At 71.7% G+C, this 24232-nt stretch carries 23 protein-coding genes; 15 read left to right on the forward strand and 8 right to left on the reverse strand.

Translation table 11 applies throughout. The features are described 5' to 3' along the window. Positions 1-100 precede the first annotated feature (100 nt). From CSC66_RS15080 to CSC66_RS15105, 6 genes are all read left to right on the forward strand, one after another. Positions 101-385, forward strand: coding sequence for a hypothetical protein (locus tag CSC66_RS15080; protein WP_162378240.1), 285 nt, complete (start codon positions 101-103; stop codon positions 383-385). 218 nt (positions 386-603) lie between these two features. Beyond that, on the forward strand, positions 604-837 hold the full coding sequence (gene chaB / locus CSC66_RS15085; protein ID WP_162378241.1) for a putative cation transport regulator ChaB: 234 nt from the start codon (positions 604-606) through the stop codon (positions 835-837). Between the two features lie 54 nt (positions 838-891). Beyond that, entirely contained in the window at positions 892-1305 is a 414-nt protein-coding gene (locus CSC66_RS15090; RefSeq protein ID WP_162378242.1) for a CBS domain-containing protein, read from the forward strand. A gap of 149 nt (positions 1306-1454) precedes the next feature. Further along, complete coding sequence (locus CSC66_RS15095; protein ID WP_162378243.1) at positions 1455-1673, forward strand: DUF4287 domain-containing protein; 219 nt, start codon at positions 1455-1457, stop codon at positions 1671-1673. Then, a complete protein-coding gene (locus CSC66_RS15100) occupies positions 1670-2311 on the forward strand; it encodes a glutathione S-transferase family protein (protein ID WP_162378244.1) in 642 nt (213 codons plus the stop codon). Before CSC66_RS15095 ends, CSC66_RS15100 begins: the two co-directional genes overlap by 4 nt. A 224-nt stretch (positions 2312-2535) precedes the next feature. Further along, complete coding sequence (locus tag CSC66_RS15105; RefSeq protein WP_162378245.1) at positions 2536-3810, forward strand: aminopeptidase; 1275 nt, start codon at positions 2536-2538, stop codon at positions 3808-3810. 78 nt (positions 3811-3888) lie between these two features. Here CSC66_RS15105 and CSC66_RS15110 read toward each other — a convergent pair whose 3' ends face one another. Further along, positions 3889-4761, reverse strand: coding sequence for a class I SAM-dependent methyltransferase (locus CSC66_RS15110; RefSeq protein WP_202935669.1), 873 nt, complete (start codon positions 4759-4761; stop codon positions 3889-3891). Between the two features lie 93 nt (positions 4762-4854). On the opposite strand from CSC66_RS15110, the gene CSC66_RS15115 reads away from it, so the two are divergent. Both CSC66_RS15115 and CSC66_RS15120 read left to right on the forward strand, forming a co-directional pair. Further along, positions 4855-5598 (forward strand): hypothetical protein, encoded by a 744-nt coding sequence (locus CSC66_RS15115; protein ID WP_162378247.1) that lies wholly within the window; start codon positions 4855-4857, stop codon positions 5596-5598. A 268-nt stretch (positions 5599-5866) separates the two neighbouring features. Beyond that, the gene (locus CSC66_RS15120) at positions 5867-8545 is read left to right on the forward strand and encodes a bifunctional diguanylate cyclase/phosphodiesterase (protein ID WP_162378248.1); all 2679 of its coding nucleotides are present in this window, start codon (positions 5867-5869) and stop codon (positions 8543-8545) included. Positions 8546-8584: 39 nt separating this feature from the next. On the opposite strand, the gene CSC66_RS15125 is transcribed toward CSC66_RS15120, so the two are convergent. The 3 genes from CSC66_RS15125 to CSC66_RS15135 all read right to left on the reverse strand — a co-directional run bounded on the left by CSC66_RS15125 (position 8585) and on the right by CSC66_RS15135 (position 12665). Further along, positions 8585-11059: a glycoside hydrolase family 9 protein gene (locus tag CSC66_RS15125; protein WP_162378249.1), complete on the reverse strand. Its 2475-nt coding sequence runs from the start codon at positions 11057-11059 to the stop codon at positions 8585-8587. A 283-nt stretch (positions 11060-11342) separates the two neighbouring features. Continuing rightward, on the reverse strand, positions 11343-11999 hold the full coding sequence (locus CSC66_RS15130; protein ID WP_162378250.1) for a glutathione S-transferase family protein: 657 nt from the start codon (positions 11997-11999) through the stop codon (positions 11343-11345). 60 nt (positions 12000-12059) lie between these two features. Then, complete coding sequence (locus CSC66_RS15135) at positions 12060-12665, reverse strand: acyl carrier protein phosphodiesterase (protein WP_162378251.1); 606 nt, start codon at positions 12663-12665, stop codon at positions 12060-12062. A gap of 113 nt (positions 12666-12778) precedes the next feature. Here CSC66_RS15135 and CSC66_RS15140 point away from each other — a divergent pair, with 113 nt between their 5' ends. Continuing rightward, positions 12779-13516, forward strand: a complete 738-nt coding sequence (locus CSC66_RS15140) for a DNA-formamidopyrimidine glycosylase family protein (RefSeq protein ID WP_162378252.1) — start codon at positions 12779-12781, stop codon at positions 13514-13516. A gap of 62 nt (positions 13517-13578) precedes the next feature. On the opposite strand, the gene CSC66_RS15145 is transcribed toward CSC66_RS15140, so the two are convergent. After that, positions 13579-14160: a dihydrofolate reductase family protein gene (locus CSC66_RS15145; RefSeq protein WP_274381876.1), complete on the reverse strand. Its 582-nt coding sequence runs from the start codon at positions 14158-14160 to the stop codon at positions 13579-13581. 267 nt (positions 14161-14427) lie between these two features. Between CSC66_RS15145 and CSC66_RS15150 the strand changes: the two genes are divergently transcribed. Both CSC66_RS15150 and fabV read left to right on the forward strand, forming a co-directional pair. Next, positions 14428-15657 (forward strand): MFS transporter, encoded by a 1230-nt coding sequence (locus CSC66_RS15150; protein ID WP_162378254.1) that lies wholly within the window; start codon positions 14428-14430, stop codon positions 15655-15657. A gap of 290 nt (positions 15658-15947) precedes the next feature. Then, positions 15948-17153 (forward strand): enoyl-ACP reductase FabV, encoded by a 1206-nt coding sequence (gene fabV, locus CSC66_RS15155; protein WP_162378255.1) that lies wholly within the window; start codon positions 15948-15950, stop codon positions 17151-17153. 183 nt (positions 17154-17336) lie between these two features. Here the strand turns inward: fabV and CSC66_RS15160 are convergent, their stop codons facing one another. Continuing rightward, the gene (locus CSC66_RS15160) at positions 17337-17705 is read right to left on the reverse strand and encodes a response regulator (RefSeq protein WP_162378256.1); all 369 of its coding nucleotides are present in this window, start codon (positions 17703-17705) and stop codon (positions 17337-17339) included. Between the two features lie 41 nt (positions 17706-17746). Continuing rightward, positions 17747-20134: a PAS domain-containing protein gene (locus tag CSC66_RS15165; protein WP_162378257.1), complete on the reverse strand. Its 2388-nt coding sequence runs from the start codon at positions 20132-20134 to the stop codon at positions 17747-17749. Between the two features lie 142 nt (positions 20135-20276). Here CSC66_RS15165 and CSC66_RS15170 point away from each other — a divergent pair, with 142 nt between their 5' ends. Then, entirely contained in the window at positions 20277-21269 is a 993-nt protein-coding gene (locus CSC66_RS15170) for a hypothetical protein (RefSeq protein ID WP_162378258.1), read from the forward strand. 18 nt (positions 21270-21287) lie between these two features. Here CSC66_RS15170 and CSC66_RS15175 read toward each other — a convergent pair whose 3' ends face one another. Continuing rightward, on the reverse strand, positions 21288-21530 hold the full coding sequence (locus tag CSC66_RS15175; protein ID WP_162378259.1) for a DUF3297 family protein: 243 nt from the start codon (positions 21528-21530) through the stop codon (positions 21288-21290). A 182-nt stretch (positions 21531-21712) separates the two neighbouring features. On the opposite strand from CSC66_RS15175, the gene CSC66_RS15180 reads away from it, so the two are divergent. From CSC66_RS15180 to CSC66_RS15190, 3 genes are all read left to right on the forward strand, one after another. Further along, complete coding sequence (locus CSC66_RS15180; RefSeq protein ID WP_162378260.1) at positions 21713-22267, forward strand: YaeQ family protein; 555 nt, start codon at positions 21713-21715, stop codon at positions 22265-22267. 2 nt (positions 22268-22269) lie between these two features. Continuing rightward, on the forward strand, positions 22270-23457 hold the full coding sequence (locus CSC66_RS15185; RefSeq protein WP_379655910.1) for a BaiN/RdsA family NAD(P)/FAD-dependent oxidoreductase: 1188 nt from the start codon (positions 22270-22272) through the stop codon (positions 23455-23457). Between the two features lie 187 nt (positions 23458-23644). Continuing rightward, on the forward strand, positions 23645-24121 hold the full coding sequence (locus tag CSC66_RS15190) for a DUF421 domain-containing protein (protein ID WP_162378299.1): 477 nt from the start codon (positions 23645-23647) through the stop codon (positions 24119-24121). Positions 24122-24232 lie beyond the last annotated feature (111 nt).

The raw sequence follows: 24232 nt of genomic DNA on the forward strand, positions 1-24232 counted from the left end.
TCGATGCTGGCGGCGGGGCTGCCTGGCTGTCAAACCGCCGTGCAGGAGGGGCGCCCGGATGGCAAGATGCCGGCGGGGAACCGGACACAGGACGTGGACGATGGCTGCAGATTCCGATCCGCTGGCCCGCTGGGCCAGGATCCGCCGCAAGGGGCCTTTACGCTTCATCCTGCTGTGCGGGGTACTGGGCTGGGGGCTGGTGGTCGCGTTGGTCTACTCGCTGGTGATGTGGGCCGTCGCGGGCGCGGACCTGCGCGTCCTGCTTCCGCTGTCGATGGTGATCTTCCCCATCGGCGGCGTGCTGTGGGGCGCGGCGATGTGGTGGTTCCTGGAGCGGCGTTACCAGCGCGAAGCCAGGCCCGGGGCCGCGGGCGAAGAGGAATAGCCGCGGTCGGGGCGAATGCGGCGCGAGGCGCGTCGTCCAGGCGCCGGCGTCCCCTGCGGTTTCGGCCATCACGCCCGTCGTCCGCGCGACACGTCCGTTCGCGTGCTTGCGCGGCCGTTGCAACGGCCGCGCCTTAACCTCGGCCATGCACCGCGTTGCCGGCGGCTTAATCCGTTCTCGGACAGGCTGGCATTCCACTCGATCGAAGAGGCGCCGCCATGCCTTACCGCACCGTGTCCGAACTGCCCGGGTCGGTCCGCGACCACGTGCCCGAGCACGCCCAGGAAATCTACAAGGAGGCCTTCAACAGCGCCTGGGACCAGTACAAGGACCCTGACGACCGGCGCGGCGACGCGTCGCGCGAGGAGGTAGCCCACCGCGTGGCCTGGGCGGCCGTGAAGGAGAAGTACGAGAAGGGCGCCGACGGCGACTGGCACGCCAAGCGCCACTGACCTCGACGGTATGCCCGCCTGCGCCATCCACCCCCGCACACCAGGAGAAGTCCGATGCGTATCAGTGAAGTGATGAGTACCGATGTCTGCGTGGTCGCCCCCGACACCACCCTGCGGGAGGCCGCCGGCCTGATGGCCTCGCACGATGTCGGCAGCCTGCCGGTCGGCGAGGGCGATCGCCTGGTCGGGTTCCTGACCGACCGCGACATCGTCCTGCGTGCCGTCGCCAGCGGGCACGGACCGGAGGCGACCGTGCGCCAGGCGATGTCGCCGGACGTGAAGTACTGCTTCGAGGACGACGACATCGACGACGTCGCCGCGAACATGGCGGCGCTGGAGATGCGCCGGCTGCCGGTGGTCGATCGCGACAAGCGCCTGGTCGGCATCGTTTCGCTGGCCAACTTCGCCCACAGCCGCGATCCGGCCGCCTCCCAGGAACTGCTGCGCGGCGTCGCCCGGCCGCACTGACACCCGCGGCTTGGCGGGCGGGCCCCGGCTGCGGCGGTGGCCGGGGCCCTGCCGGTACGTGGAGCGCGGTACGCGAAGCGGTGCGGCCGCATGTCGAAACCCGCGCCCGCGGTACGTCGTGGACATGAATTCCCGACGGACTACCGCTCATGGACACCAGCGCCAGGCCCAAGGGCCCCGCCTCCTACTTCCCCTCGATCGAGAAGACCTACGGGCACCCGGTGTCGCACTGGTTCGCCGTGCTGGACGGCGCGGCCGGACTCAGGCACGCCGAACAGGTCGCGCTGCTCAAGGCTGAGCACGGCCTGGGCCACGGCCATGCCAACGCGCTGGTGGCCTACCACCGCGCCCGCGATCGCGTCGCGTGAAGCTGCTCTACAGCCGCAACCCGAATCCGCGCCTGGCCGTCGCCGTCGCCCGCCAGGTCTCGGCGCCGGTGGAGTTCGAGTTCGCCGCGCCGCTAGCCCCGGGCCAGGCCGAGCGCTACCGGCCGCTCAATCCCTGCCTGCGCCTGCCGATCCTGGTGCTGTCCGACGGCGGCAGCCTGTGGGAAGCCGATGCCATCGCCTGCCGGTTGTCGCAGGCGGCGGGGTCGGACTTCTGGCGTACCGGCGCCGCCGAGCCGTCGATGATCCAGTGGCTGAGCTGGGGCAAGGAGAATTTCGTGCGCGCGTGCGAGATGGTCCAGTTCGAGCGCGTGACCAAGCAGCGTTACGCGCTGGGCCCGGTGGACGCGGCCAACGTCGACGAAGGCCTGCGGCGCTTCGCCGACAGCGCCGCGCTGCTCGACGCCGAACTGGCCACGCGGCCCTGGCTGCTGGGCGACACCCTCTCGTACGCGGACTTCCGCATGGCCAGTTTCCTGCCGCACTACCCGCTGGCAGGGTTGCCACTGGACGCCTGGCCGGCGATCGCGCGCTGGTACGCGCGCATCGAGTCGCTGCAGGCGTGGCGTGACCCGTTCCATGGGCTCGATGCTCCCGAGCTCCCCGCGGTGCCGGACTGAGCCTGGCGAACGCCCCAGGCGGGGCGCTTGCGGCACTTGCCAGCGTCCGTTGCGGGTTCCACGCGCGCGTCGACGCGCCGTTCCGATGCAGCGCAGGTGGCGCGGAATGGCCGGAATTTCCGCGTCTTCCGTTGCCGGACGGCGGCCGATGAACGGTTGTTCCGTGCCGTCGATGCGACCGTAGGATCGGCACCTGCCAACGCGGCAGTGACGGAGAAGCCCTGATGAAGCGCGCATTGCATGCCGCCCTGGTGGCGGCGACGTTCTGTTCGCTGGCCGCGTGCCAGCGCCCCGCGGAGCAGGAGGCGGCGACGTCCGCTGAGGAGCCGGCGGCCACCGCCACCGCGCCGGCGGCCGCCGCCGCGCCCGCCAGCACGGCGGCCACGCCGCCGGTCGACCTGGAGGCATTGGCCCGGCGCATCGTCACCCAGAGCGCGGGGGTGAAGGAGGGCGATTCGGTGCTGATCACCGGGCGCCTGCAGGATGCCGAGCTGATGGAGGACCTGGCGGTGGAAGTGGCCAGGGTCGGCGGCTTCCCGATGATCGAGTACGGCAGCGACCGGCTGAGCAAGCGGCTGTTCTTCGATGTCCCAGAGAAGTACGACGCGCGCCAGGACGCGCTCGTCGCCAGGCTGGTCGACGCGGTCGACGTCGTCATCAGCCTCGGCAACGGCACCAGCGAGAACCTGTTCGAGGGCGCCGACCCCAAGCGCGTGGCCGCGCGCGCCAAGGCGAACGAAGCGGTGGCCGAGGCGATGTTCAAGCGCGGCGTGCGCCTGGTCGAGCTGGGCAACAACCTCTATCCCACGGCCTGGCGCGCCGAGCGCTTCGGCATGGACCAGGATGCGCTGGCGCGCATGTTCTGGGAGGGCGTGAGCATGGACTACACCGAGCTGCAGAAGCGTGGTGCCCAGATCCGCGCCGCGCTCGCCGCCGGCAACGTGGTCCACGTGACCAATCCCAACGGCACCGACCTGACGTTCCGCATCCAGGGGCGCAAGGTCGGCGTGAGCGACGGCATCATTTCCGAGGAGGACGTCAGGGAGGGCGGGGCGGCCGTGTCGGTCTACCTGCCCGCCGGCGACGTGTACACCACGCCGGTGCCCGGCAGCGCGCAGGGCACCCTGGTCGACACCGGCGGCAGCTTCCGCGGCAAGAAGATCGACAGGCTCGCCCTCACCATCGCCGACGGCAAGGTCACCGCGATGGAAGGCAGCGGCCCGGGCTATGCGGACCTGAAGGCGATGTACGACGCCTCCGACGATCCGCGCAAGGCCGAGTTCTCGTTCCTCAACCTCGGCATCAACCCGGCGGTGAAGCTGGGGCAGGGCAGTGCCGGCAGCTGGGTGCCGGCCGGCGCGGTGACCGTGGGCACCGGCGCCAATGCCTGGGCCGGTGGCGACAACCACTCCGGCATCGGCCAGACCGTGTTCCTGCCCGGCAGCACGGTGACCCTGGACGACAAGCCGATCGTCGAGAACGGCGAACTGAAACTCTAGCGGGCTGGCCGTCCGCCCCCGTCGCGACGCGGCGGGGCGCGGGCGCGGGTGGCGTGGGCGGTCCGCAGTGCCTGCCGCTCAGCGGCGCACGCCCAGCACGCCGTCCAGCGCAAGCTGCACCCGGAACCCCGCCTTCTCCAGCCGCCGGGCGACCTCGCGCGGCACGTCGCGTCCGCTGGTCAGGCGGTTGGGGCTGCCGGTGTAGTGGAACAGCCTGCCGCCGCGTCGCAGGACCCGCGCCAGCTGGTCATAGAAGGCCTGCGAGTACAGCTCGCCGGCGATGCCGAAGCGCGGTGGGTCGTGCAGCAGCGCATCGACCGTGCCGTCGCCGAGCGCGGCGATCTCCCGGGAGACATCGCCGTGCCGCAACTCCAGGCGTCCGCCCGACGACGCCGCGTCCGGATCGGGCGACCACGGGTTGAGCGTGCGCAGCCACAGGACGCTGGGGTTCTTCTCGAACGAGACGATCCGCGCCGCGCCCGCCTCCAGGCAGCAGGCGGCGAAGTATCCCAGGCCGCCGCAGGTATCGAGCACGACCTTGCCGCGCGGCTCCACCAGCGCGACCTTGCGCCGGGCATCGTCCAGCGGCGATTCCCTGGAGGTCGGCAGCATCTTGATGCCGTCGATCTCGAACGTGGGCACGTCCCATTCCGTCGGCACCAGCTTGATCAGCGAACCGGCGTAGCGGGCAGCCGGCGCCCAGTCCTCGCCGTCGAACCAGTAGATCGTGCGGTCCTTGAGCGCGCCCGGCCACGGATAGGTCGCGCCGCGCCAGCGCCAGTGGTCCGGCCCCAGGGCGGCCGTGTCCAGGCTGCGGCCCAGGTCGAGCGAGCCGGTCCGCTCGGGATGTCCGGACTCGCGCGCGGCCAGCAGCGCGCGGGCGCTTTCGCGCAGTAGCAGTGGGCCGGAGTAGTGGGGCACGGGGGGCGGGCGGCAACCAGGGCCGGGCATCGTAACCGACCGGTCTCCGCCTCCTGCCGTGAGGCGGCCTTCATCCCGCCCGGCCTACGCTGCCGCAACCGGATCGATGGAGCTGGCGTGGCGATGGAATTCCTCCCCGGCACCGCGGGCATCGTCCTGCTGCTGGCCTCGCAGTGGTCGCATGCCGCGCCCGCCGTCCCCGGCGCCTGCTTCGACGCGGCGGCGGCGAGCCTGCCGGTGCAGGCTGGCGAAGCCCTGGCCCGCATCGACGGGCAGGGCCGCCAGTTGCTGGCGGTGCGCAGCTACCTGCGTGCCGCCGACCTCGCCGGGCAGTGGAGCTGGAGCCAGGAACGGATCGAGGCGTACGAGGGATCGGCCGCGCAACGCGCCGCCCATGCCGACGTGGCCCGGGTGCAGGCGGCGTTCGCCGCGGCCAATCCCGGCTATGCGCTGCACGTGAACCTCCAGGTGCGCAGCCTGGACGAGCAGGTGCGCAAGTGGAACGGCAACGCCTCCGTGGGCGCTGCCGCCGACGCGCTGCTGCGGGCCGCGACCCGCGCCTGCAGGCCTGGCCGCGAAGCGCTGTTCGAGCGCTGGCTGCGCAGCTGGCGGCCGCCGGCCGCGGTCAACCTGGCCGCGCCGGGACTGTCGTCGCATGGCCAGGCGCTGGCCTACGATTTCCAGGTGGTGCAGGGCGACGCCCTGGTCGCCGGCACCGACAGCCGCAGCGTGCAGTCGCGCTGGATCGCCGACGGCTGGGCCGCGCGCCTGGCCGCGGCGGTACGCGAGTCCGGCGCCAGCCTCAGCGGCCCGCTGCGTTCGCCGGACGAGCCCTGGCACTACCGCTACGAGCCGTCGTCGCCCTGAGCGCGGCCGTGTCGTTCCACCGCCCGGACGGCATGTGAGCGCGCAGGCGTGCCCGGCTGGCGGGGCGGCGGGCGGGCCGGCTTCGCCGTGCCAGGCCCGCTGCGACCGTGGCGCGTGGCGCCGCGGCCCGGCCCGATAACCCCGCCCGGTTCAAGAATCCAGCGGAGCGACCGACCTTGTAACAGAATGGGCGCCAGCCGCCCGGACCGACGCGGGGCCGATGCTCCCCGTGCGACCGGCACCGGCCGCCCGGCCGTAGAGGATCCGCATGCCTTTCCAGGACCACATCCAGGCCGCGCCGGAGGCAAGCCCCGGCGATCGCCTGCGTGCGTCCCCGGCCTGGGCGTTGCTGGTGCTGGTGGTCGGCCTGCTGTTCACCGCCGAGCTCGCCCGGCGCGAATGGCGCGCCGCGCAGCATCGCGCCGAGGTGATGCAGCAGTCGCTGGCCGACGCCGCCCAGGCGCGCGCGCAAGCGCCACTGGATGCGGCCGCGCAGGCGTTGCGGGCCATGCAGACCGTGTTCCTGTCCAACGACCACATGGACCAGGCGCTGTTCGCCCAGTACCAGGCCAACCTGCGCACCCGCGAGCGGGTGCCGGGGCTGGTGGCCGTGGTGTTCGCGCGGCGCGACCCGGCGGCCGGCGCGCGCGGCCATGTCGGCTACCGCTACGAGTTCGCCGCGCCGCTGCGCGGCAACGAGATGCTGGTCGGGCTGGACATCGCCACCCAGCCCCGCAACCTGGTCGCCCTGCACCGCGCACGCGATGCCGATGCGCCCTCGATCTCCGCGCCCTTTCCCCTGCTGCAGTTCAGCGGCGGTGCTGATGCCGCCCGCGGCGTCACCGTGCGCCTGCCGGTGTACTCGCGCGGACCGAGCCCGCTGACGCTGGAACAGCGCCGCGCGCGGGAAATAGGCGCCTTGGCGATCAGCCTGCGGTTGGAGCCGATGCTGCGGCAGGCGTTGCATGGCCGGATCCTCGACCACCTGCACGTGCACATCCGCGACCTCGGGGCCGAACCCGGGCAGGACGAGATGTTCGCCACCGCGCCGGTGCCGGCGGCCGGCGGCGCCTTGCAGGTCCGCCGGGTCGACTTCGGCGGCCGCCGCTGGGAACTGACGACCTGGCCGCGTTCGGCGGCGGTCGACACCGCCCGGTTGCAGCTGATCGTCGCCACCGGCATCGCGATCAGCGTGCTGCTGTCGCTGCTGTTGCTGTCGCAGGCCACCACGCATCGCCGCGCGGTCGAGCTGGGCCGGCGCATGTATGCGCGCTTCGGCGAGAGCGAGGCGCGCTTCCGCGTGCTCAACGAACTGCTGCCGGCGCTGGTACTGCTGGCCGATGCCCGCGACGGGCGCATCGCCTACGCCAACCAGGTCGCACGCGAACGCCTGGGCCGGGTCGCCGGTACGCCGCTGGTGTCGCTGTTCGCCAATCCGCTGCTCGGTGGCCAGGCGATGGCCGAAGCCACCACCGGCGGCACCTGGGCCAGCCAGGAGGCACTGGTGCTGGCAGCCGACGGCGAGGCGTTCTGGGCCAGCGCGTCGCTGGCGCAGGTCGAGGTCGACGGCGCGCCGTACCTGCTGATGGTGGCGAGCGACACCAGCGAACAGCGCGAACTCACCGAGCGGCTGCGCTACCAGGCCGCGCACGACGGACTGACCGAGCTGTGCAACCGGCGCGAGTTCGAGCGCCGCCTGCAGGAGGCGCTGGAGCTGCGCCAGGGGCGCGCCGACGCGGCGCCGTTCGCGCTGCTGTACATCGACCTGGACCAGTTCAAGCTGATCAACGACGTCTCCGGGCACATGGCCGGCGACCAGCTGCTGGTGCAGCTGGTGCATGCGATGCGTGCGCGCCTGCGTCCCGGCGACCTGCTGGCGCGGCTGGGCGGCGACGAGTTCGGGCTGCTGGCGTTCGACGTCGATGCCGCGCAGGCGCTGGCATTGGCCGAGGGCCTGCGCCAGTGCATCGAAGGGGTGATGTTCGTCTGGCAGGAACGGACCTACGCGGTCAGCGCGAGCATCGGCATGGTCATGGTCGACCGCGACGGCTGCACGCTCAAGGACCTGCTGGCGTGGGCCGACAGCGCCTGCTACCAGGCCAAGGAAAGCGGCCGCAACCGCGTCTGCACGTACCGCGAGGACGAGGACACCAGCCGCCGCCGCAGCGAGATGGAGTGGGCCAACCGGCTGCGCTGGGCGCTGGAGCAGGACCGCCTGCTGCTCGACTACCAGGAGGTGGTGCCGCTGGTGCCTGCGCCGGATGGCGCGATCCACATCGAGCTGCTGCTGCGCCTGCGCGAGGAGGACGGCACCGTGTTCCTGCCCGGCGCCTTCATCCCGGCGGCCGAGCGCTACGGGCTGATGCCGCTGGTGGACCGCTGGGTGATCCGCACCGCGGTGTCGAGCTTCGCCCGGCTGCATCCCTGCGGCGATGCGCTGCGCACCTGCGCGATCAACCTGTCCGGGGCGAGCATCGAGGACGAGGGCCTGGCCGACTTCATCCTCGACACCATCGAAGAGTTCGAGGTACCTGCCGCGAGGATCTGCCTGGAGATCACCGAGACCGTGGCGGTGCGCAACCTGCTGCGGGTGGTACGGGTGATCGAGCGCCTGCGTGCGGCCGGCTGCCGCATCGCGCTGGACGATTTCGGCGCCGGCATGTCCTCGTTCGGCTACCTCAAGAACCTGCCGGTGGACGTGATCAAGATCGACGGCAGTTTCGTCCGCGACCTCGGCAGCGACCCGATGAGCCGCGCGATCGTCAACGCGGTGGCCCAGATCGGCCACCAGCGCGGGCTGAAGGTGGTGGCCGAGTGGGTCGATGGCGAGCACACCCTGGCGGTGCTGCGCGAGCTGGGCGTGGACTACGGCCAGGGCTTCGTGCTGCACCGGCCGCAGCGGGTGTTGTTCCAGCGGCCGGACGATCCACGGCGGCGGGTGGCGTAGGGGCGGCACCCGCGTCGCGCCCGCCCGTGCGGCCTTGTGCTAGCGCTCCTGCAGCAGCGCCTGCGCGGCGTGCACCAGGAACAGGTAGCGCGCGCCCAGGTCGATCACGTACTCGTTCTGCCCCCACAGGAACGGCCAGTCGTTCTTGTTCTCGGGGAAGTCGGGCTTGAGCACCAGCACGCCCGGGACCACGCCGCCGGCGATGAAGCTGAAGTCGGCGCGGTTGCTGCCGTAGGCCACGGTCTTGGACTGCGCGCCGACCGCGGAGACGAACGAGAGGTTCGAGTCCGGGTGGGTGCCGTAGAGGTAGTTGAGCCCCTGCAGCGTGTCCTCGATGTCGAACAGGTCGGGGAACGCGGTATGCAGCCAGTAGTTGGTGGTGGCCATGCCCACCACCGCGCTGTTGCCGGCCCAGCCGCCGCGGGTGATCAGGACGCCATAGGGATTGTCGGCGACCATCGCCGCGCGTTCCTCCTTGAACTTCACCGCGCGCTCGCGGAACTTCGCCCGGAACGCATCGTCCATCTCCGGCAGCACGCGCACCACCGCGCCGGCATTGAAGCCGAAGCGCGCGTCGATCGCCGGCCACAGCGCGGCGATGGCCTGCGCGTACTGGGCCTCGCCGGTGGCCAGCAGCAGCTGCACGGCCGCGCGCAGCTGCTCGTCCTGCGGGTCGCCGCCGGTGGTGTTGCCGACCTTGAACAGGTTCGGCTCGCGGCCCTGCTCGAACGCCCACACCTTCCGCGCGGTGGCCAGGCTCTCGGCCGCCAGCGCGGCGTCATGCCCGCCGAGCACGCGGCTGGCCGCGGCCAGCGCCGCCGCCGAGCCGTAGTTGAGCGCGGTGGTATTGCTGGTGAAGGCCAGGCGGTCGTCGTGGGGCGAATCCGGGTCGGACGGATCGTCGACCCGGCCGTCGGTCTTGGTCACCGCGTCGCCCAGGTGGGTGTACTGGCCCAGGTCCGGCTCGACGATCCCGGGGATGGCGTGGCCGAACACACGGTGCTGGGCGATCAGCATCAGCGTGCCGTGCTCGATCTGCTGCAGCAGGTCGGGCACGCCGTCGGGCCGGTGGATCTCCACGTGCCTGCGCTTCTGGTCGATCGTGGTCTCGTCGCGCCGCGGCCCGAACAGCTCCCAGGTGTCGACCAGCGACATCACCGTGGAGTAGTGGGTCTGGGTGCGCAGGTCGAAGTCGCCGGCATCGAACCAGCCGCCGATCGCCAGGCCCGGGATGTGCTCGCCAGGCTGGAACGGCGAGTCCAGTTCCGGGCCCTGTCCGTACAGGTCGAAGTGCTCCTTGCCCGGCGCCACCTGGCGGGCGTCGTCCATGTGCGAGCGGCCGTGCCAGACCCGGTAGGCCTCGTTGACGAACATGTGGTCCATCTGCACCGGGAAGAACACGTCCAGGGTCAGGTGCCAGGCCGTGGCGTAGGCGTCATCCGCGATGCGGAAAGGCGCGGTGCGCTGGCCGGCGGCCTCGATCTGGTACAGGCCAGGCTCGCGCACGTCGCTGAAGTCGAAGGTGTAATAGTCGTAGCGCAGGTACTGGCCCCAGCGCCGCGGGACCGCCGCGAGCGCCTCGCGGGCGCCGCCGTCGCCGTCCACCCGCAGCAGGCGGGCGCTGCCGGGGGCCGGAGCGTTGCGGTCGGTCTCCAGCACCGCGACCTTGCGCTGCGCCGGGTGGTAGCCCACCTGCGAGTGGCCGATCACCGTCTGCCGCGTCCAGCCCGGTTCGGTGCTGGCCGACAGGGTCCACTCCAGCACCGTGCCGGTCTTCCCCGAAGGCAGCAGCGAGCGCACCACGTACCAGCCGTTCTGCGCCTGGTTGCGGCCGTCGTACAGGCGCAGCTCGGCACCGGGCGACTCGATCGACACCCGCCGCTGCACATCCTCCGGTGCCAGCACCAGGCGGCGGCCGCTGGCCATCGGCAGGCGCACGGTGCCGCCGTCCTGGGCCCGTCCGCTCGGGCCGGACGGGTACAGCGGCAACTGGCCGCTGCGGCCGTCCGCCAGCCAGGCCTTGCCAAAGTAGGCCGAGGGCAGGAACTCGAGGTTGAAGCCGGCCTTGCCGGCCAGCGCCTGCGGCAGCGGCCGGTCCAGCAGCACCTGGATCGCGACCCCGTCGCCGCGCGGGGCGACCCGCACCGAATACTCGAAATCCTCCGCGTCGAAGCGCATGCGCGTGGTCACCGCGCCGCTGGCGGGATCCACCTTGCGCTCGATCAGGGTGGCCGCCGCGTCCCACTGTTCCGGCGTGGGCGCCAGCCGCACGTCGCCGTTGGTGGCGGTGCGCACGCCATGGTGGATCAGTTCGACGCCGGCGATCTTGGCGTCGCTGAAGTTGCCGTCATAGACGTTGCTGAAGGCCAGCACGTCCAGCCCCGGCTTGCTGAAGTACCCGGCCTCGCCCAGGCGCAGGCCGGTGCCGGCGTGGGCGGTCAGGCCGGCGCACAGGAGCGCGGCGGCGAGGACGGTGTGGCGGATGCGGCGGCTGCGCCGGTTCGGTCGGTTCATTGGATCCCCCGTGGTCAGTGTTAACGCTAACATCCGACGCGGCGAGGTCCAGCTTGCGGTGCAGCACGACGGGCGGAGGCGCTGGGCGCACCACGGATGCGGGTCCGTGGGCCATCACCCGACCGGTGGTCCAGGTGGGAGGCGGGACCGGCGCCGGCGCGCGATGGAAGCGGCCCCGGTGATCGGCGCACGCTTATCGGGCGGCCGCCGCCGAGGTGCGACGGCGGCCCGGGCCCCGGATGCCGCCGCGCCTCTCACGCTCGCTTGCCATCGTTGCCGCGGCTCAGTCGCGGTCGGGGGCGCCCAGCGGGAAGTAGCCGCGGAACGGGCGGGCCTCGTCGACCGCGCGCGCGAACAGCGGCCAGGCGAGCAGGCGCGCACGATAGCCGTGCACGCGCCGGAATCCGTCCGGGATGCGATGGGTCCAGTCGGCGTAGAACAGGAAGGGCACCGCGCCGCAGTCGGCCAGGCTGGGCGCATCGCCGGCAGCCCAGCGGCGGCCGTCGGCCAGGTGCCGTTCCAGCCAGGCATAGGCGGTGTCGAGCAGGCGCCGGGCTTCGACCACGCCGTAGGCGTCGCGCTCGTGCGACGGGCGCAGCGCATCGAACACGATCTTCTGCTGCGGCCGGGCGACGTAGTTGTCGAAGAAGCGATCGAGCATGCGCACGCCGACGGCCGCCATCGGGTCTTCCGGCAGCAGCTGGAGCGGACCGGGCCGGCGCACCTGCAGGTATTCGATGATCGTGGTCGCCTCGACCACCGTCCGCTCGCCGTCGACCAGCACCGGGAAGCGCTTGATCGGCCACAACACCTCCAGGTCGTGGCGGTGGGCCGCTTCCTCCAGGCTGCGGTACTCGAACGCGGTGTGGTTGGCGTAGAGGGCGACCAGCGCCTTCTGCGAGTAGGAGGAGAACGGGTGGGCGTAGAGGGCGAGGGTCATGGCCGGCTCGGCAGGATCTGATGGCGACGCGGAAACAAACGCGGAATCGAGCGGCCGCGGTCATCCGCCCGCGAGCGGCCCTTCGCGCCGCAGCGCCTGGACATGCCCGACCAGCTGCGGGAAGAAGGCCTCGAAGCCGGCGGCGATGGCCGCTTCGTGCGTGCGCAGGTCGTCGAGGCAGTCGACCAGGCGTTCGCCGTTGCGCGACAGGCGCGTGGCGATCCGGGTCACCGCCAGGTCGACGTTGGCCCGGTCCCGGTACGAACCCAGCCAGTCGTGCGCGGCGATCCGCGGGGCGATCGCGTGCAGGCGACCGGGCAGCTCGTCCAGGCGCGAGAGCAGGTAGCGGTAGAACGGCGCGGTGAAATCGTCCAGCGCCAGCTCGCTCCAGCGATCCCAGTCGCGGGCCAGGCAGTGGTCGTAGTACACGTCCAGGGCGATGCCGGCGTAGCGGCGCCGGCCTTCGCCGAACAGCGAACGGGCCTGCACCACCTGAGGGTGGTCGTCGGTGTAGCGGTCGACCCTGCGGTGGACGAGGATCTCGCGGCGCACCACCGGGCTCCAGTCCGCCAGCGCGGCGGTGCCGAACACGAAGTCGCCCAGCAGCGCGCCGAGCATGGCTTCGTGATCCGGGCGGGCGAGATAGACGTGGGCGAGGTAGTTCATGGCAGCAGGCGGCGGCGTGGCGCGGTTGCGGGCACAGTCTGTCACGTCCGCCGTGCCCGGCCGCGCAAGGCCGGCTTGACGGCGGGCTCACCGCTGGCGCCGATACTGGGGCGGTGCCCGAAGGTCCGTCCATCGTCATCCTCAGGGAAGAAGCGGCCGGTTTCGCGGGCCGGCGCGTCGTCCACGTGCGCGGCAACAGCCGCGAGCCGATCCAGCGCATGGCCGGCTGCCGGCTGCGCGCGCTGCGCAGCTGGGGCAAGCACTTCCTGCTGGAGTTCGATGGCTTCAGCGTGCGCCTCCACTTCATGCTGTTCGGCAGCTACCGCATCGACGAACGCAGGGAGGCCGCGCCGCGCCTGGCGCTGGGCTTCGACGGCGGCGGCGAGCTGAACTTCTACGCCTGCTCGGTGAAATTCATCGATCAGCCGCTGGACGAGGTCTACGACTGGAGCGCCGACGTGATGAACGACGCCTGGGATCCGGCCCGGGCGCGGCGCAAGCTGCGTGCGCGGCCGCAGGCGCTGGCCGCCGACGCGCTGCTGGACCAGCAGGTGTTTTCCGGCGTCGGCAACATCATCAAGAACGAGGTGCTGCACCGGATCCGCGTGCACCCGGAAAGCCGCGTCGGCGCCCTGTCGGCGCGCAAGCTCGGCGAACTGGTGGCCCAGGCGCGCGAGTACAGTTTCGACTTCCTGCGCTGGAAGAAGGCCCATGTCCTGCGCAAGCACTACCAGGTGCATACCCGCACGGTCTGCCCGCGTGACGGCCAGCGCCTGGCGTACCGCAAGCACCTGGGCCTGGCCAGGCGCCGGGCGTTCTTCTGCGAGCGCTGCCAGCGGTTGTACGAATAGGAGCCGCGGCGCGATCTGGCGCACGCAGGGCAGCCACGCCCCGACGCCGCCAGCCCGGCCGTTCATGCCAAGGCGTGGTACTCCAGCACCGCCACGCCGCCACCGAAGCTCTCCACGCGCGCCAGCCGCCAGCGCCGGGTGGCCGTGCCCGGCGGCGCGAGCGGACGCCCCCCGCCCAGCAGCACCGGCACGACACGCAGGCGCAGCATGTCCACTTCGCCGGCACCCAGCAGCGCATCGACCAGGGTGAGGCTGCCCCATATGACGAGGTCGCCGTCGATGCGTTCGCGCAGCCCGCGCACCGCGGCCACGCCGTCGCCCCGGAGCACGGTGGCCGACTGGTCCGCATCCCAGGGCGCGGCGGCGAGGGTGGAGGAGACCACGAACTTGGGCAGTTCGCGGATCGGCACCGCTACCGGTTCGGCCACCGGGTCGGCCTGCGGCCAGTAGTCGGCGAACATGCGGTAGGTACGCGCGCCGAAGACGATGGCGCCGACCGAGCGCAGCATCCGCAGCTGCTCCTGTCGGTCGCCTGGAGCTCCTGCGCATCGAAGAAGAAGCCGATGCCACCCTGCGCATCCTCGACGCAGCCATCGATGCTGACGATCTGTTCGACGATCACCCTGCCCATCCGGCGCTCCCATGCAGTCCAGGTCGGCCTGCTTGTCGCCGGCCTCTACATGGACGACGCCCGGGCCGCCAGGCGATCGACACACCGGTCTCCGACGCGGATGCCGACAGCGATGGATGGCCGATGCGGTTGAGGCGACGCCGCGATGCCCGCAGGGTCGTGAGCACCCACGGGAAGCGCGTCAGGCCGGCGTGGCGGTCCTCGTCGTTGCATGAACAGGACGCCAGCGTGCTGCCCGCCGGCCTAGGCGATCTTGCTGCAACGCAGCATAATGGCGGCCATGTCCGTTTCCCTCCCTGCCGCGCCCGCGGCCGCGCCGCCGTTGCCGATCAGCCGTGGCCGCTACACGCTGATCCTCGCCGCCCTGACCCTGGGCGGCTTCGCGATCGGCACGAGCGAGTTCGCCGGCATGGGCCTGATGCCGAACATGGCCGCCGAGCTGGGCGTGAGCGAGCCGCAGGTCGGCCACCTGATCAGCGCCTATGCGCTGGGCGTGGTGGTCGGCGCGCCACTGCTGGCGGTGCTGGGCGGGGCGATGAAGCGCAAGACCCTGCTGCTGGCGCTGATGGGCTTCTACGCGCTGGGCAACCTGGCCAGCGCGCTGGGGCCGGACTACGGCAGCCTGCTGCTGTTCCGCTTCATCGCCGGCCTGCCGCATGGCGCCTACTTCGGCGTGGCCGCGCTGACGGCGGTATCGATCAGCCGGCCGGAGGCCCGCGGCCGCGCGGTGAGCCTGGTGATGCTCGGCCTGACCCTGGCGATCCTGGTCGGCACGCCGCTGGCGACCTGGATGGGGCAGCTGGCCAGCTGGCGCTGGACCTTCGCGGCGGTGTCGCTGGTCTCGCTGGTGACCGTCTCGCTGATCGCCTTCGCCCTGCCGCATGCGGTGGACACCGGCGCGCGCGAACGCCCGCTGGACGAACTGCGCGCCTTCAACCGGTTGCCGGTATGGCACGCGCTGCTGATCGGCGCGATCGGTTTCGCCGGCATGTTCTCGGTCTTCAGCTATCTGGCGCCGACCATGGTCCAGGTCACCGGCGTGGCCCCGGCCTGGATTCCGCTGGGCGTGGCCGGCTTCGGCCTCGGCGGGGTCATCGGCAACATCCTCGGCGGCTGGCTGTTCGACCGGCTGCAGTTCCGCGCGGTGCCGGTGGTGCTGGGCTGGGCGGTGGCGATGCTGCTGCTGTTCCCGCTGGCCGCGCACTGGCCGTGGAGCCTGCTGCTGGCCACGGTGTGCATCGGCATGATGGGCGCGCTCGGGCCGATCCTGCAGTCGCACCTGATGGACGTGGCCGATGGCGCGCAGACCCTGGCCGCGGCCTCGCACCACGCCGCGTTCAACACCGCCAACGCGCTGGGTCCCTGGCTGGGCGGCATGGCGATCACCGCCGGATTCGGCTGGACCTCCACCGGCTACGTCGGCGCCGCCACCGCGGTGGCGGGCCTGGCGATCTATGCCTGGGCCGCGCGCAGCCTGTCGCGCCGCCAGCGGACCTGCCCCACCGTGTAGGAAGACGGATCCGTCCGCAGCCCCAGGCGGTCGCCGCAACGGTGTCCACATGCCCGGACGCCGTGTCGCTCCCGTAGAGCGGGTCCGTGACCCGCTGCTCGCCGGTCCGCCCGTCGCCACGCCAGGGCAGCGGGGCAGAGCCCCGCTCTACGCGTTCGGCCGCGACGCGGTCGCCGTCGCATTGCCGCCATACGCCGCAGAAGGGTCGTTTTTCGGCCGGTGGAATTAGACTGTGCCGCTCCGCAGGCGCCCCCGCGCCCGCGCTCCCCTCCGCATCCGAGAGAGTCCGCGTGGTCATCCATCCCAAGGTCCGAGGCTTCATCTGCACCACCGCCCATCCCGTGGGCTGCGAGAAGAACGTGCTGGACCAGGTCCTGTACGTGCAGTCGAAGGGCATCCGCCACGACGGCCCCAAGCGGGTGCTGGTGATCGGTTCCTCGACCGGCTACGGGCTGGCCGCGCGCATCACCGCCGCGTTCGGCTACGGCGCCGCCACCCTGGGCGTGTTCTTCGAGAAGCCCGGCACCGAGAAGAAGACCGGCAACGCCGGCTGGTACAACTCGGCCGCGTTCGACAAGCTGGCCAAGCAGGCCGGGCTGTGGAGCCGCTCGATCAACGGCGACGCGTTCTCCGACGAAGTGCGGGAGAAGGCGATCGAGCTGGCCCGCGAGATGGGCGGGCCGATCGACCTGGTGGTCTATTCGCTGGCCTCGCCGGTGCGCCGCCTGCCCGATACCGGCGAGCTCAAGCGCTCGGCGCTCAAGCCGATCGGCCAGCCGTACGAGGCCACCGCGGTGGACACCAACCGCGACCAGGTCATCCACGCCACGGTCGAGCCGGCCAGCGAGCAGGAGATCGCCGACACCATCCGGGTGATGGGCGGCGAGGACTGGGAGCTGTGGATCGATGCGCTGTCGAAGGCCGGGGTGCTGGCCGCCGACGCCAAGACCGTGGCCTTCAGCTACATCGGCACCGAGATCACCTGGCCGATCTACTGGCACGGCGCGCTGGGCAAGGCCAAGGAAGACCTGGACCGCGCCGCGCACGCGATCGACGCGGCGCTCAAGCCGGGCGGCGGCCAGGCCAACGTCGCCGTGCTCAAGTCGGTGGTGACCCAGGCCAGCGCCGCCATCCCGGTGATGCCGCTGTACATCGCCATCGTCTACCGGATCATGAAGGCCAAGGGCCTGCACGAAGGCACGATCGAGCAGCTCGAGCGCACCTTCCGCGAGCACCTGTACGCGACCGACCCGCCGCCGACCGACGACTCCAACCGCCTGCGCCTGGACGACCGCGAGCTGCGCGACGACGTGCAGCAGGCCTGCCGCGACCTGTGGCCGACGGTGACGACGGAGAACCTGTTCGAGGTCACCGACTACGCGACCTACAAGCACGACTTCCTGAAGCTGTTCGGCTTCGAGCGCGACGACGTGGACTACGACGCCGACGTCGATCCGGTCACCCCGTTCGACGTGGTCGACCTGACCGGCGAATAACCCGTCGCGCCTCGTAGAGCGGGGCTCGCCCCGCTCCTGCTCCTCCTCGCGAGGCCATCGCGTAGAGCGGGGCTTGCCCCGCTGATCCTTTTACCGCAAGGCCACGGCAGCGGGGCAAGCCCCGCTCTACGGGCGGGCCGGGCGACGGAATGCATTACGCCGTCGCCCGGCTCCCGGATAAGTTCAGCCGCGCGCGGTCGCCGCTTCCACGCAGTCGCGCAGCTCCTTCAGCCGGAACGGCTTGCCGAGCAGCACCAGGCCCGGCTCCAGTTGCACGTCGGTGTAGCCGGATACGACGATCACCGCCGCCTGCGGATGGCGGCCGCGCACCTCCCGCGCCAGGTCCGAACCGGACATGCCCGGCATCAGGTGGTCGGTGATCAGCAGCGACGGCACCAGCCCGCGTTCCAGTTCGCGCAGGGCGTCCTCGGCCGAATCGGCCTCCACCACCTCGTAGCCCATGTCGAGCAGGACGTCGGCCGTGCACATCCGCACTCCCGCCTCGTCGTCCACCACCAGGGCCACCGCCTTGTGCGGTTCGCTCGTCGCCATCGGGAGTTCCTGTCGTTCGTCGTCTTGGTGGAATAAGGGAATCATGCCGCCGTGGCCGGAAGCCACAGCTCCATCGTCGTGCCGCGCCCGGGCAGGCTGTCGATCCGCAGTTCCCCGCCCAGCTGCGACGCCAGGCCATGGACCATCGACAGCCCGAGGCCGGTGCCCTTGCCCAGGCCCTTGGTGGTGAAGAAGGGCTCGACCGCCCGCCTGCGGGTGGCCTCGTCCATGCCCCGGCCGGTATCGGCCACGGCGATCACCACATAGTCCCCGGCCGGCAACGCAGCGTCGCGGCCAGACTCTAGCGCCAGCCCGCGTGCCGACAGCGTGAGCGTGCCGCCGTCGGGCATCGCGTCGCGCGCGTTCACCCCGAGGTTGAGCAGCGCCATCTCCAGCTGGTTGCCGTCGGCATGGGCGCGCAGCGGCGCCGACCCCCGTTCCACGACGATGCGGATGCGCGGATCGAAGCTGCTGCGCAGCAGCTCGGCGATGCCGTCGACCAGCAGGCCGATGTCCACCGCCACCGCCTGCAGCGGCTGCCGCCGGGCGAAGGCCAGCAGGCGCTGCACCAGCATGGCCGCGCGCTCGGCCGACTGCCGCGCCACCGCCAGGGTGCGCGCGCGCCGCTCGGGGCGCGCGTCCGGGTCGTCGGCCAGCTCCAGCGCCGCCATGATCGGGGTGAGCAGGTTGTTGAAGTCGTGGGCCACGCCACCGGTGAGCTGGCCCATCGCCTCGAGCTTCTGCGACTGGCGCAGCGCCTCCTCGGTCGCGCGGCGCTCGGTGATGTCCAGCGCCTCCGGCACCACCGCGCTGATCCTGCCCGAGGCGTCGTACAGCGGCCGCAGCGACAGGTCGAAGGTGCGCTGGCCGGCCGGCAGGCTCAGGGTGATTTCCTCGCGCACCACCTCGCCGGCGCGCGCGCGCGCGAACGCCTGGCGCATGCGCTCGCCCATGCCGGGCGTGCCGGCGAACCAGGGCGTCTCCCACATCGGCAGGCCGACCACCTCCTCGAGCCCGCGCCCGATCGCGTCCAGCGCAGTCCGGTTGGCGTCCTCGAGGGTGCCGTCCAGCGCGCAGCGGCCCTGCAGCTGGTGGCTGGTCTCGAACAGGCTGCGCAGCAGCGCCTGCGAATCGGCCAGCGCGCGCGCGTCCGCGTTGAGCTCGGTCACGTCGCGTGCGCTGCAGTAGAACTTGCCGCCCTCCGGCGAGGCCACCCACGACAGCGTGCGGTAGTCGCCGTCGCGCGTGCGCAGCCGGCACTCGAAGCCGAGCATCGGCTCGCCGGCGTGCAGCCGGGCCCGCGCCTCCATCGCCGCCGGCATGTCCTCGGGGTGGACCAGTTCGCGCACCGGGTGCCGGGCCAGCTCGGCGCTGGTCCAGCCGAGCGTGCGTTCCCAGGCCGGGTTGGTCTTCTCCAGTACGCCGTCGCCATTGAGCACGCCGAGCATGTCCGGCGTGACCTGCCAGGTCAGCGAACGCTCCTGCGCATGTTCGGCGACCTGGCGCTCCAGGTCCTGGTTGAGCGCCTGCAGCCGGGCTTCGCTGAGCGCGCGCGCGCTCACGTCCATGCCGGTGACGAAGATGCCGTCGATGCTGCCGTCGGGCGCGCGCATGGGCTGGTAGACGAAATCCAGCTGCCGCTCGGTCACCGGTCCGTCCGGCTCGGCCTGCTCGCGGAACACCGCGCCCTGGGCCACGAACGGCACGCCGGAGGCGTAGACCCGGTCGAGCACGTCCACCCAGCCCTGGGCGGTCGCGTCCGGCAGCGCCTCGGCCACGGTCCTGCCGATCACGTCGCGGTCGCCGACCACGCGCAGGTAGCTGGAGTTGGCGAACTCGAAGCGGTGCCCGGGTCCGCTCAGCAGGGCCATGAACGCCGGCGAGAGTTCGAACATGCGCGCCAGGCGGTTGTTCTCGTCGGCCAGCCGCTGCTCGGTGAGCACCCGGCGGGTGGTCTCGTGGGTGACATTGAGCATCGCCACCACGCGCCCGTCCGGATCGCGGACCGGGGTGTAGGTGAACGTCCACCAGGTGTCCTCGGCAAAGCCATGCCGCTGCATGCGCAGGTACATGTCTTCGACCCAGGTGGCGGTGCCGGCCATGGCGGTCTCCGCCAGCGGGCGGATGTCCTCCCACAGTTCGGACCACACTTCGCGGATCGGTTCGCCGAGCGCGGACGGCTCCTTGGCGCCGAGCACCTGCATGTACGGATCGTTGTAGAAGAGCAGCAGGTCCGGGCCCCAGCCCACGCACATGGCGAAGCGCGAGCCGAGCATGATCGACAGCACCGTCTTCAATTCGGGAGGCCACTGGGCCGGCGGGCCCAGCGGATGCGCGGACCAGTCGTGGCGGGCGATCCGCCCGGCTACCAGGCCTCCGCCGCGAAGGAACTCGATGCCGTCGAACGAGGTGGTGGCGGTATCGGGCATGCAAGACTGCGGAGGGGGAAGCAGACGGGATGCTGGCATATCCCGTGCATGAACGGCGTGCACGATGTCATGGACGCCGGGGAACTCGCGCGACCCACCCGCGGTCATCGGGGCCTACGACAAGCGGAGACGCCATTCCCCCGTGCACGGCCCGTGGACCCTACGCCGGGATGACGACCTCCTGCCGCGCCTGGTGGCGGCCGCGGCCACGCTCGCGTTGCTGGTGCTGGCGGCGAAGCTCCTGCTCGGACCACCGCGTGCGCTGCGTGCCGCGCCCGCCGACCCGTCCCGGGTGCAGCTGGTGTTCGTCGCGCGCCCACCCGCGGCAGGGTCTGCCTTGCCGCCCGAGGCTTCGCCGCCGGTGCCCGCCGTGCGCGACATCGGCGCCTCGCCCCCGCCACGCGTGCCCGAAGCCGCGGCAAGCCCCGGTACGCCGGACCGCGCGCGGCCGGCAGCGACGCGGCCGGCGACCGGCGGGCCGCTGTACGACGCCGACGGTCGCGTGCGCCTGCCGGCGGACGACCGGTGGAGCGCCGCCGATGGGGTGGCGACGCCAGCGGCCGAGGACGCCGCCACGCGCCTGCTGCAACCACGCAACCCGGTGGAAGTGCGGTCGACCCGATTCGCCAAGGACTGGATCAGCGACGGCGATGCGGCCGACGTGGTCCAGCAGCAGATCCAGCGTGCGCAGCGCAAGATCGCCGAATTCCTGTTCGGCAAGGACATCAAGCACGCCACCGCGCGCCCGTCGCCCGCCGTGCGCTTCAATCCGGCCCGGCACGAGCGCGGCACCGACCTGGGCAGCGAGGCCACCGGCGATGCGTACAAGGCCGCGCCGATCAGCTACCAGCCCGCGCCCGGCCTGGACGGCACGGCGAGCCGCCGCATCCGCGAACAGGTGGCCGCGCTCGAGGCCGCGTACGGGCGTTGCGATCGAGGGCGCCTGGAAAAACTCATGCAGCCGCTGCTGCTGCACCTGGACGAACTGCAGAAGGTCGAGGCCGCCAAGGCGGCCGGCGCCGATCCGGTGCGCGCCGAGCACGTGCTGCCCAATGCGGCCAATAGCGCCTACGACCTGGCCCGCCGCGCGCTATGGCATGCCGACGACCGCATGGCGGCCGCCTGCGCCGGCTGAGGAGCGGGTGCGGACCGGTCAGGCCGGTTCGATGAAGTACGGTTCGACCGTGCCCTTGACCTTGATCGTCATCGGATTGCCGCGGCGGTCTCGCGAGCGGCCGACCTGGACCCGGATCCAGCCCTCGCTGACCGAGTATTCCTCGACGTTGTCGCGTTCCTGGCCGTTGAAGCGGATGCCCACGCCGCGCTCGATGATCGCCGCGTCGTGGAACGGGCTGCGCGGATCCAGGGCCAGTCGATCGGGAGGGGTGTCGCTCATTCGCAATGCCGCACGGCGTGCCGGCAGCGCCGGCGGGGCCGCAAGCATACCTGCCCGGCGCGGCGCAGGCATGCCCGTGCGTGGTCCTTGAAGCCGGGAGCGACGGGCGGGGGCGGTATCATGCAGCTTCCCCTCCGCCACTGCGCCGCCTCCGACCGGAGCTGGCCACCCCAGGACTGTCCATGGCACTGAAAGCCACCGTCGTGCGTGCCGAACTGCAGATCAGCGACATGGATCGCCATTACTACGCGACCCACCCGCTGACCCTGGCCCAGCATCCGTCCGAGACCGACGAGCGCCTGGTCGTGCGCCTGCTGGCGTTCGCGCTGTACGCCGACGAGCGCCTGGAGTTCGGCCGCGGCCTGAGCACCGACGAAGACCCGGACCTGTGGCAGCGCGACTACATCGGCGAGGTCGAACGCTGGATCGAGCTGGGCCAGCCGGACGAGTCGCGGGTGCGCAAGGCCTGCGGCCGTGCGCGCGAGGTGGTGGTGCTCAACTACGGCGGCCGCGCCGCCGACCTGTGGTGGGAGAAGAACGCGCGCGCGCTGGCCCGCCACGACAACCTGGTGGTGCTCGACCTGCCGGACGACCAGGTCCAGGCGCTGGCCGCCCTCTACTCGCGCGGCCTGCGCTGGACGGTGATGGTCCAGGACGGCGAGGTCAGCCTGCTCGATGCCGAGGGCAGGGAGCTGGTCGTGCGCCCGGTCCTGCGCACCGGTACCGCGGCGGCCTGACCTTGCAGCACTACGACGCGATCGTCGTCGGTGCCGGCGCCGCCGGCCTGATGGCCGCGCTCACCGCCGGCGGCCGCGGCCTGCGCGTGCTGGTGGTCGAGCACGCCAACAAGGTCGGCAAGAAGATCCTGATGTCCGGCGGCGGACGCTGCAACTTCACCAACACCGGGACCACGCCGGCCAACTACCTGTCGGCGAACCCGCATTTCTGCAAGTCGGCACTGGCCCGCTACACGCCGTGGCACTTCATCGAGCTGGTCGACCGGCACCGTATCGCCTGGCACGAGAAGACCCTGGGCCAGCTGTTCTGCGACGTGTCGTCCAAGCTGGTGGTGAAGATGCTGCTGGACGAATGCGCCACGGCCGGGGTGGAGATCCGCACCCATTGCGCGATCGAGTCGGTGGAGCAGGCCGACGGCGGTGGCTTCCGCGTGCGCACCGCGCAGGGCACGTTCGCCGCGCCGGCGCTGGTGGTGGCCAGCGGTGGCCTGTCGATTCCCAGCCTGGGCGCCACCGGGTTCGGCTACGAGCTGGCGCGCCGGTTCGGACACGCGGTGCTGCCCACGCGCGCCGGGCTGGTGCCGCTGACGCTCAGCGGCAAGCACCAGGAGCGGCTGGCGGACCTGTCCGGCGTGGCGCTGCCGGTGGAGGCGCGCTGCAACGGGCAATCCTTTGCCGAAGCGTTGCTGTTCACCCACCGCGGCGTCAGCGGTCCGGCGATCCTGCAGATCTCGTCCTACTGGCAGCCCGGCGACGAACTGCGGCTGGACCTGCTGCCGGGGCGCGACGCGCACGAGTGGCTGCGGGCGCAGCAGAAGCAGCGCCCGGATGCGGAGCTGAAGACGGTGCTGGCCGATGCGCTGCCGCGGCGCTTCGCCCAGCGCCTGTGCGAGTTCTGGTTGCCGAACCGGCCGATGCGCCAGTTCGATCCGCCGCAACTGCGCGAGGTCGCCGCGGTGCTGGCCGACTGGCCCCTGGTGGCCAGCGGTACCGAAGGCTACCGCACGGCCGAGGTCACCCTGGGCGGCGTGGACACCGACGGCGTCTCGTCCAGCACCATGCAGTCGCGCCACGTGCCCGGCCTGTACTTCGTCGGCGAAGTGCTGGACGTGACCGGCTGGCTGGGCGGTTACAACTTCCAGTGGGCCTGGGCATCGGGCCACGCCGCCGGCATGGCCCTGGCCGCGTAGAGCGGGGCTCGCCCCGCTGCTTCCGGCCATGCCGCCGCGCCTGTAGCGGGGCAAGCCCCGCTCTACGGGGGACGGCCGTGGGTCCGGTCTGCTCCACGGCCGCCGCGGACGAATTCACCGCCGTTTTACGCGGCGGGGACGCCAATGGCGCACGGTCGCGGTGGCGCGACGGCGGAGTGTTCCGATGCTGGACAGCCTGTTCGAGCTGGCGATGCCGTGGTGGGAGTTCGTCCTGCGCGCGGTGGCGGTCTATGTCGTGGTCCTGGTGCTGGTGCGGCTGACCGGCAAGCGCACGGTCGGGCAGTTCACCCCGTTCGACCTGCTGCTGGTGGTCCTGCTCGGCACCGCGGTGCAGAACTCGCTGATCGGCGAGGACACCTCGCTCCTCGGTGGACTGATCCTGGCGGCGACCCTGCTGGGGCTGAACTGGGGCGTGGGTTTCGTCACCGCGCGCAGCCAGGCCGCCGACCGGATGGTGGAGGGCGAACCGGTGGTGCTGGCGCGCAAGGGCGAAGTGTTCTGGGAGGCGCTGCGCCGCCAGAACGTGAGTCGCGCCGATTTCGAGTCGGCTAAGCGCAAGGCCCATTGCGACGACGATCGCCGGATCGAGATCGCCGTGCTGGAAACCAGCGGCGAAATCACCCTGATCACGCGCGAGGACTGAACGCTTCAGAGGCGCGCGCCCGCTTTCACCCGCTCCCGACGCCGGCGATGGAATGCTCGCGCCGCAGGGTGGCCAATGCCGGCGACGCCGGTCTCAGCGGGCAGCAACCAT

It is taken from the genome of Pseudoxanthomonas kaohsiungensis, from assembly GCF_010211765.1.
GTDB lineage: Bacteria > Pseudomonadota > Gammaproteobacteria > Xanthomonadales > Xanthomonadaceae > Pseudoxanthomonas > Pseudoxanthomonas kaohsiungensis.

Excerpts from the sequence above, each read along its gene's own strand:
- CSC66_RS15080 (WP_162378240.1), top strand. The coding sequence starts at position 101 with ATGGCTGCAGATTCCGATCCGCTGGCCCGCTGGGCCAGGATCCGCCGC.
- chaB (WP_162378241.1), top strand. The coding sequence starts at position 604 with ATGCCTTACCGCACCGTGTCCGAACTGCCCGGGTCGGTCCGCGACCAC.
- CSC66_RS15090 (WP_162378242.1), top strand. The coding sequence starts at position 892 with ATGCGTATCAGTGAAGTGATGAGTACCGATGTCTGCGTGGTCGCCCCC.
- CSC66_RS15095 (WP_162378243.1), top strand. The coding sequence starts at position 1,455 with ATGGACACCAGCGCCAGGCCCAAGGGCCCCGCCTCCTACTTCCCCTCG.
- CSC66_RS15105 (WP_162378245.1), top strand. The coding sequence starts at position 2,536 with ATGAAGCGCGCATTGCATGCCGCCCTGGTGGCGGCGACGTTCTGTTCG.
- CSC66_RS15110 (WP_202935669.1), bottom strand. The coding sequence starts at position 4,761 with ATGCCCGGCCCTGGTTGCCGCCCGCCCCCCGTGCCCCACTACTCCGGC.
- CSC66_RS15115 (WP_162378247.1), top strand. The coding sequence starts at position 4,855 with ATGGAATTCCTCCCCGGCACCGCGGGCATCGTCCTGCTGCTGGCCTCG.
- CSC66_RS15120 (WP_162378248.1), top strand. The coding sequence starts at position 5,867 with ATGCCTTTCCAGGACCACATCCAGGCCGCGCCGGAGGCAAGCCCCGGC.
- CSC66_RS15125 (WP_162378249.1), bottom strand. The coding sequence starts at position 11,059 with ATGAACCGACCGAACCGGCGCAGCCGCCGCATCCGCCACACCGTCCTC.
- CSC66_RS15130 (WP_162378250.1), bottom strand. The coding sequence starts at position 11,999 with ATGACCCTCGCCCTCTACGCCCACCCGTTCTCCTCCTACTCGCAGAAG.
- CSC66_RS15135 (WP_162378251.1), bottom strand. The coding sequence starts at position 12,665 with ATGAACTACCTCGCCCACGTCTATCTCGCCCGCCCGGATCACGAAGCC.
- CSC66_RS15145 (WP_274381876.1), bottom strand. The coding sequence starts at position 14,160 with ATGGGAGCGCCGGATGGGCAGGGTGATCGTCGAACAGATCGTCAGCAT.
- CSC66_RS15150 (WP_162378254.1), top strand. The coding sequence starts at position 14,428 with ATGTCCGTTTCCCTCCCTGCCGCGCCCGCGGCCGCGCCGCCGTTGCCG.
- CSC66_RS15160 (WP_162378256.1), bottom strand. The coding sequence starts at position 17,705 with ATGGCGACGAGCGAACCGCACAAGGCGGTGGCCCTGGTGGTGGACGAC.
- CSC66_RS15165 (WP_162378257.1), bottom strand. The coding sequence starts at position 20,134 with ATGCCCGATACCGCCACCACCTCGTTCGACGGCATCGAGTTCCTTCGC.
- CSC66_RS15175 (WP_162378259.1), bottom strand. The coding sequence starts at position 21,530 with ATGAGCGACACCCCTCCCGATCGACTGGCCCTGGATCCGCGCAGCCCG.
- CSC66_RS15180 (WP_162378260.1), top strand. The coding sequence starts at position 21,713 with ATGGCACTGAAAGCCACCGTCGTGCGTGCCGAACTGCAGATCAGCGAC.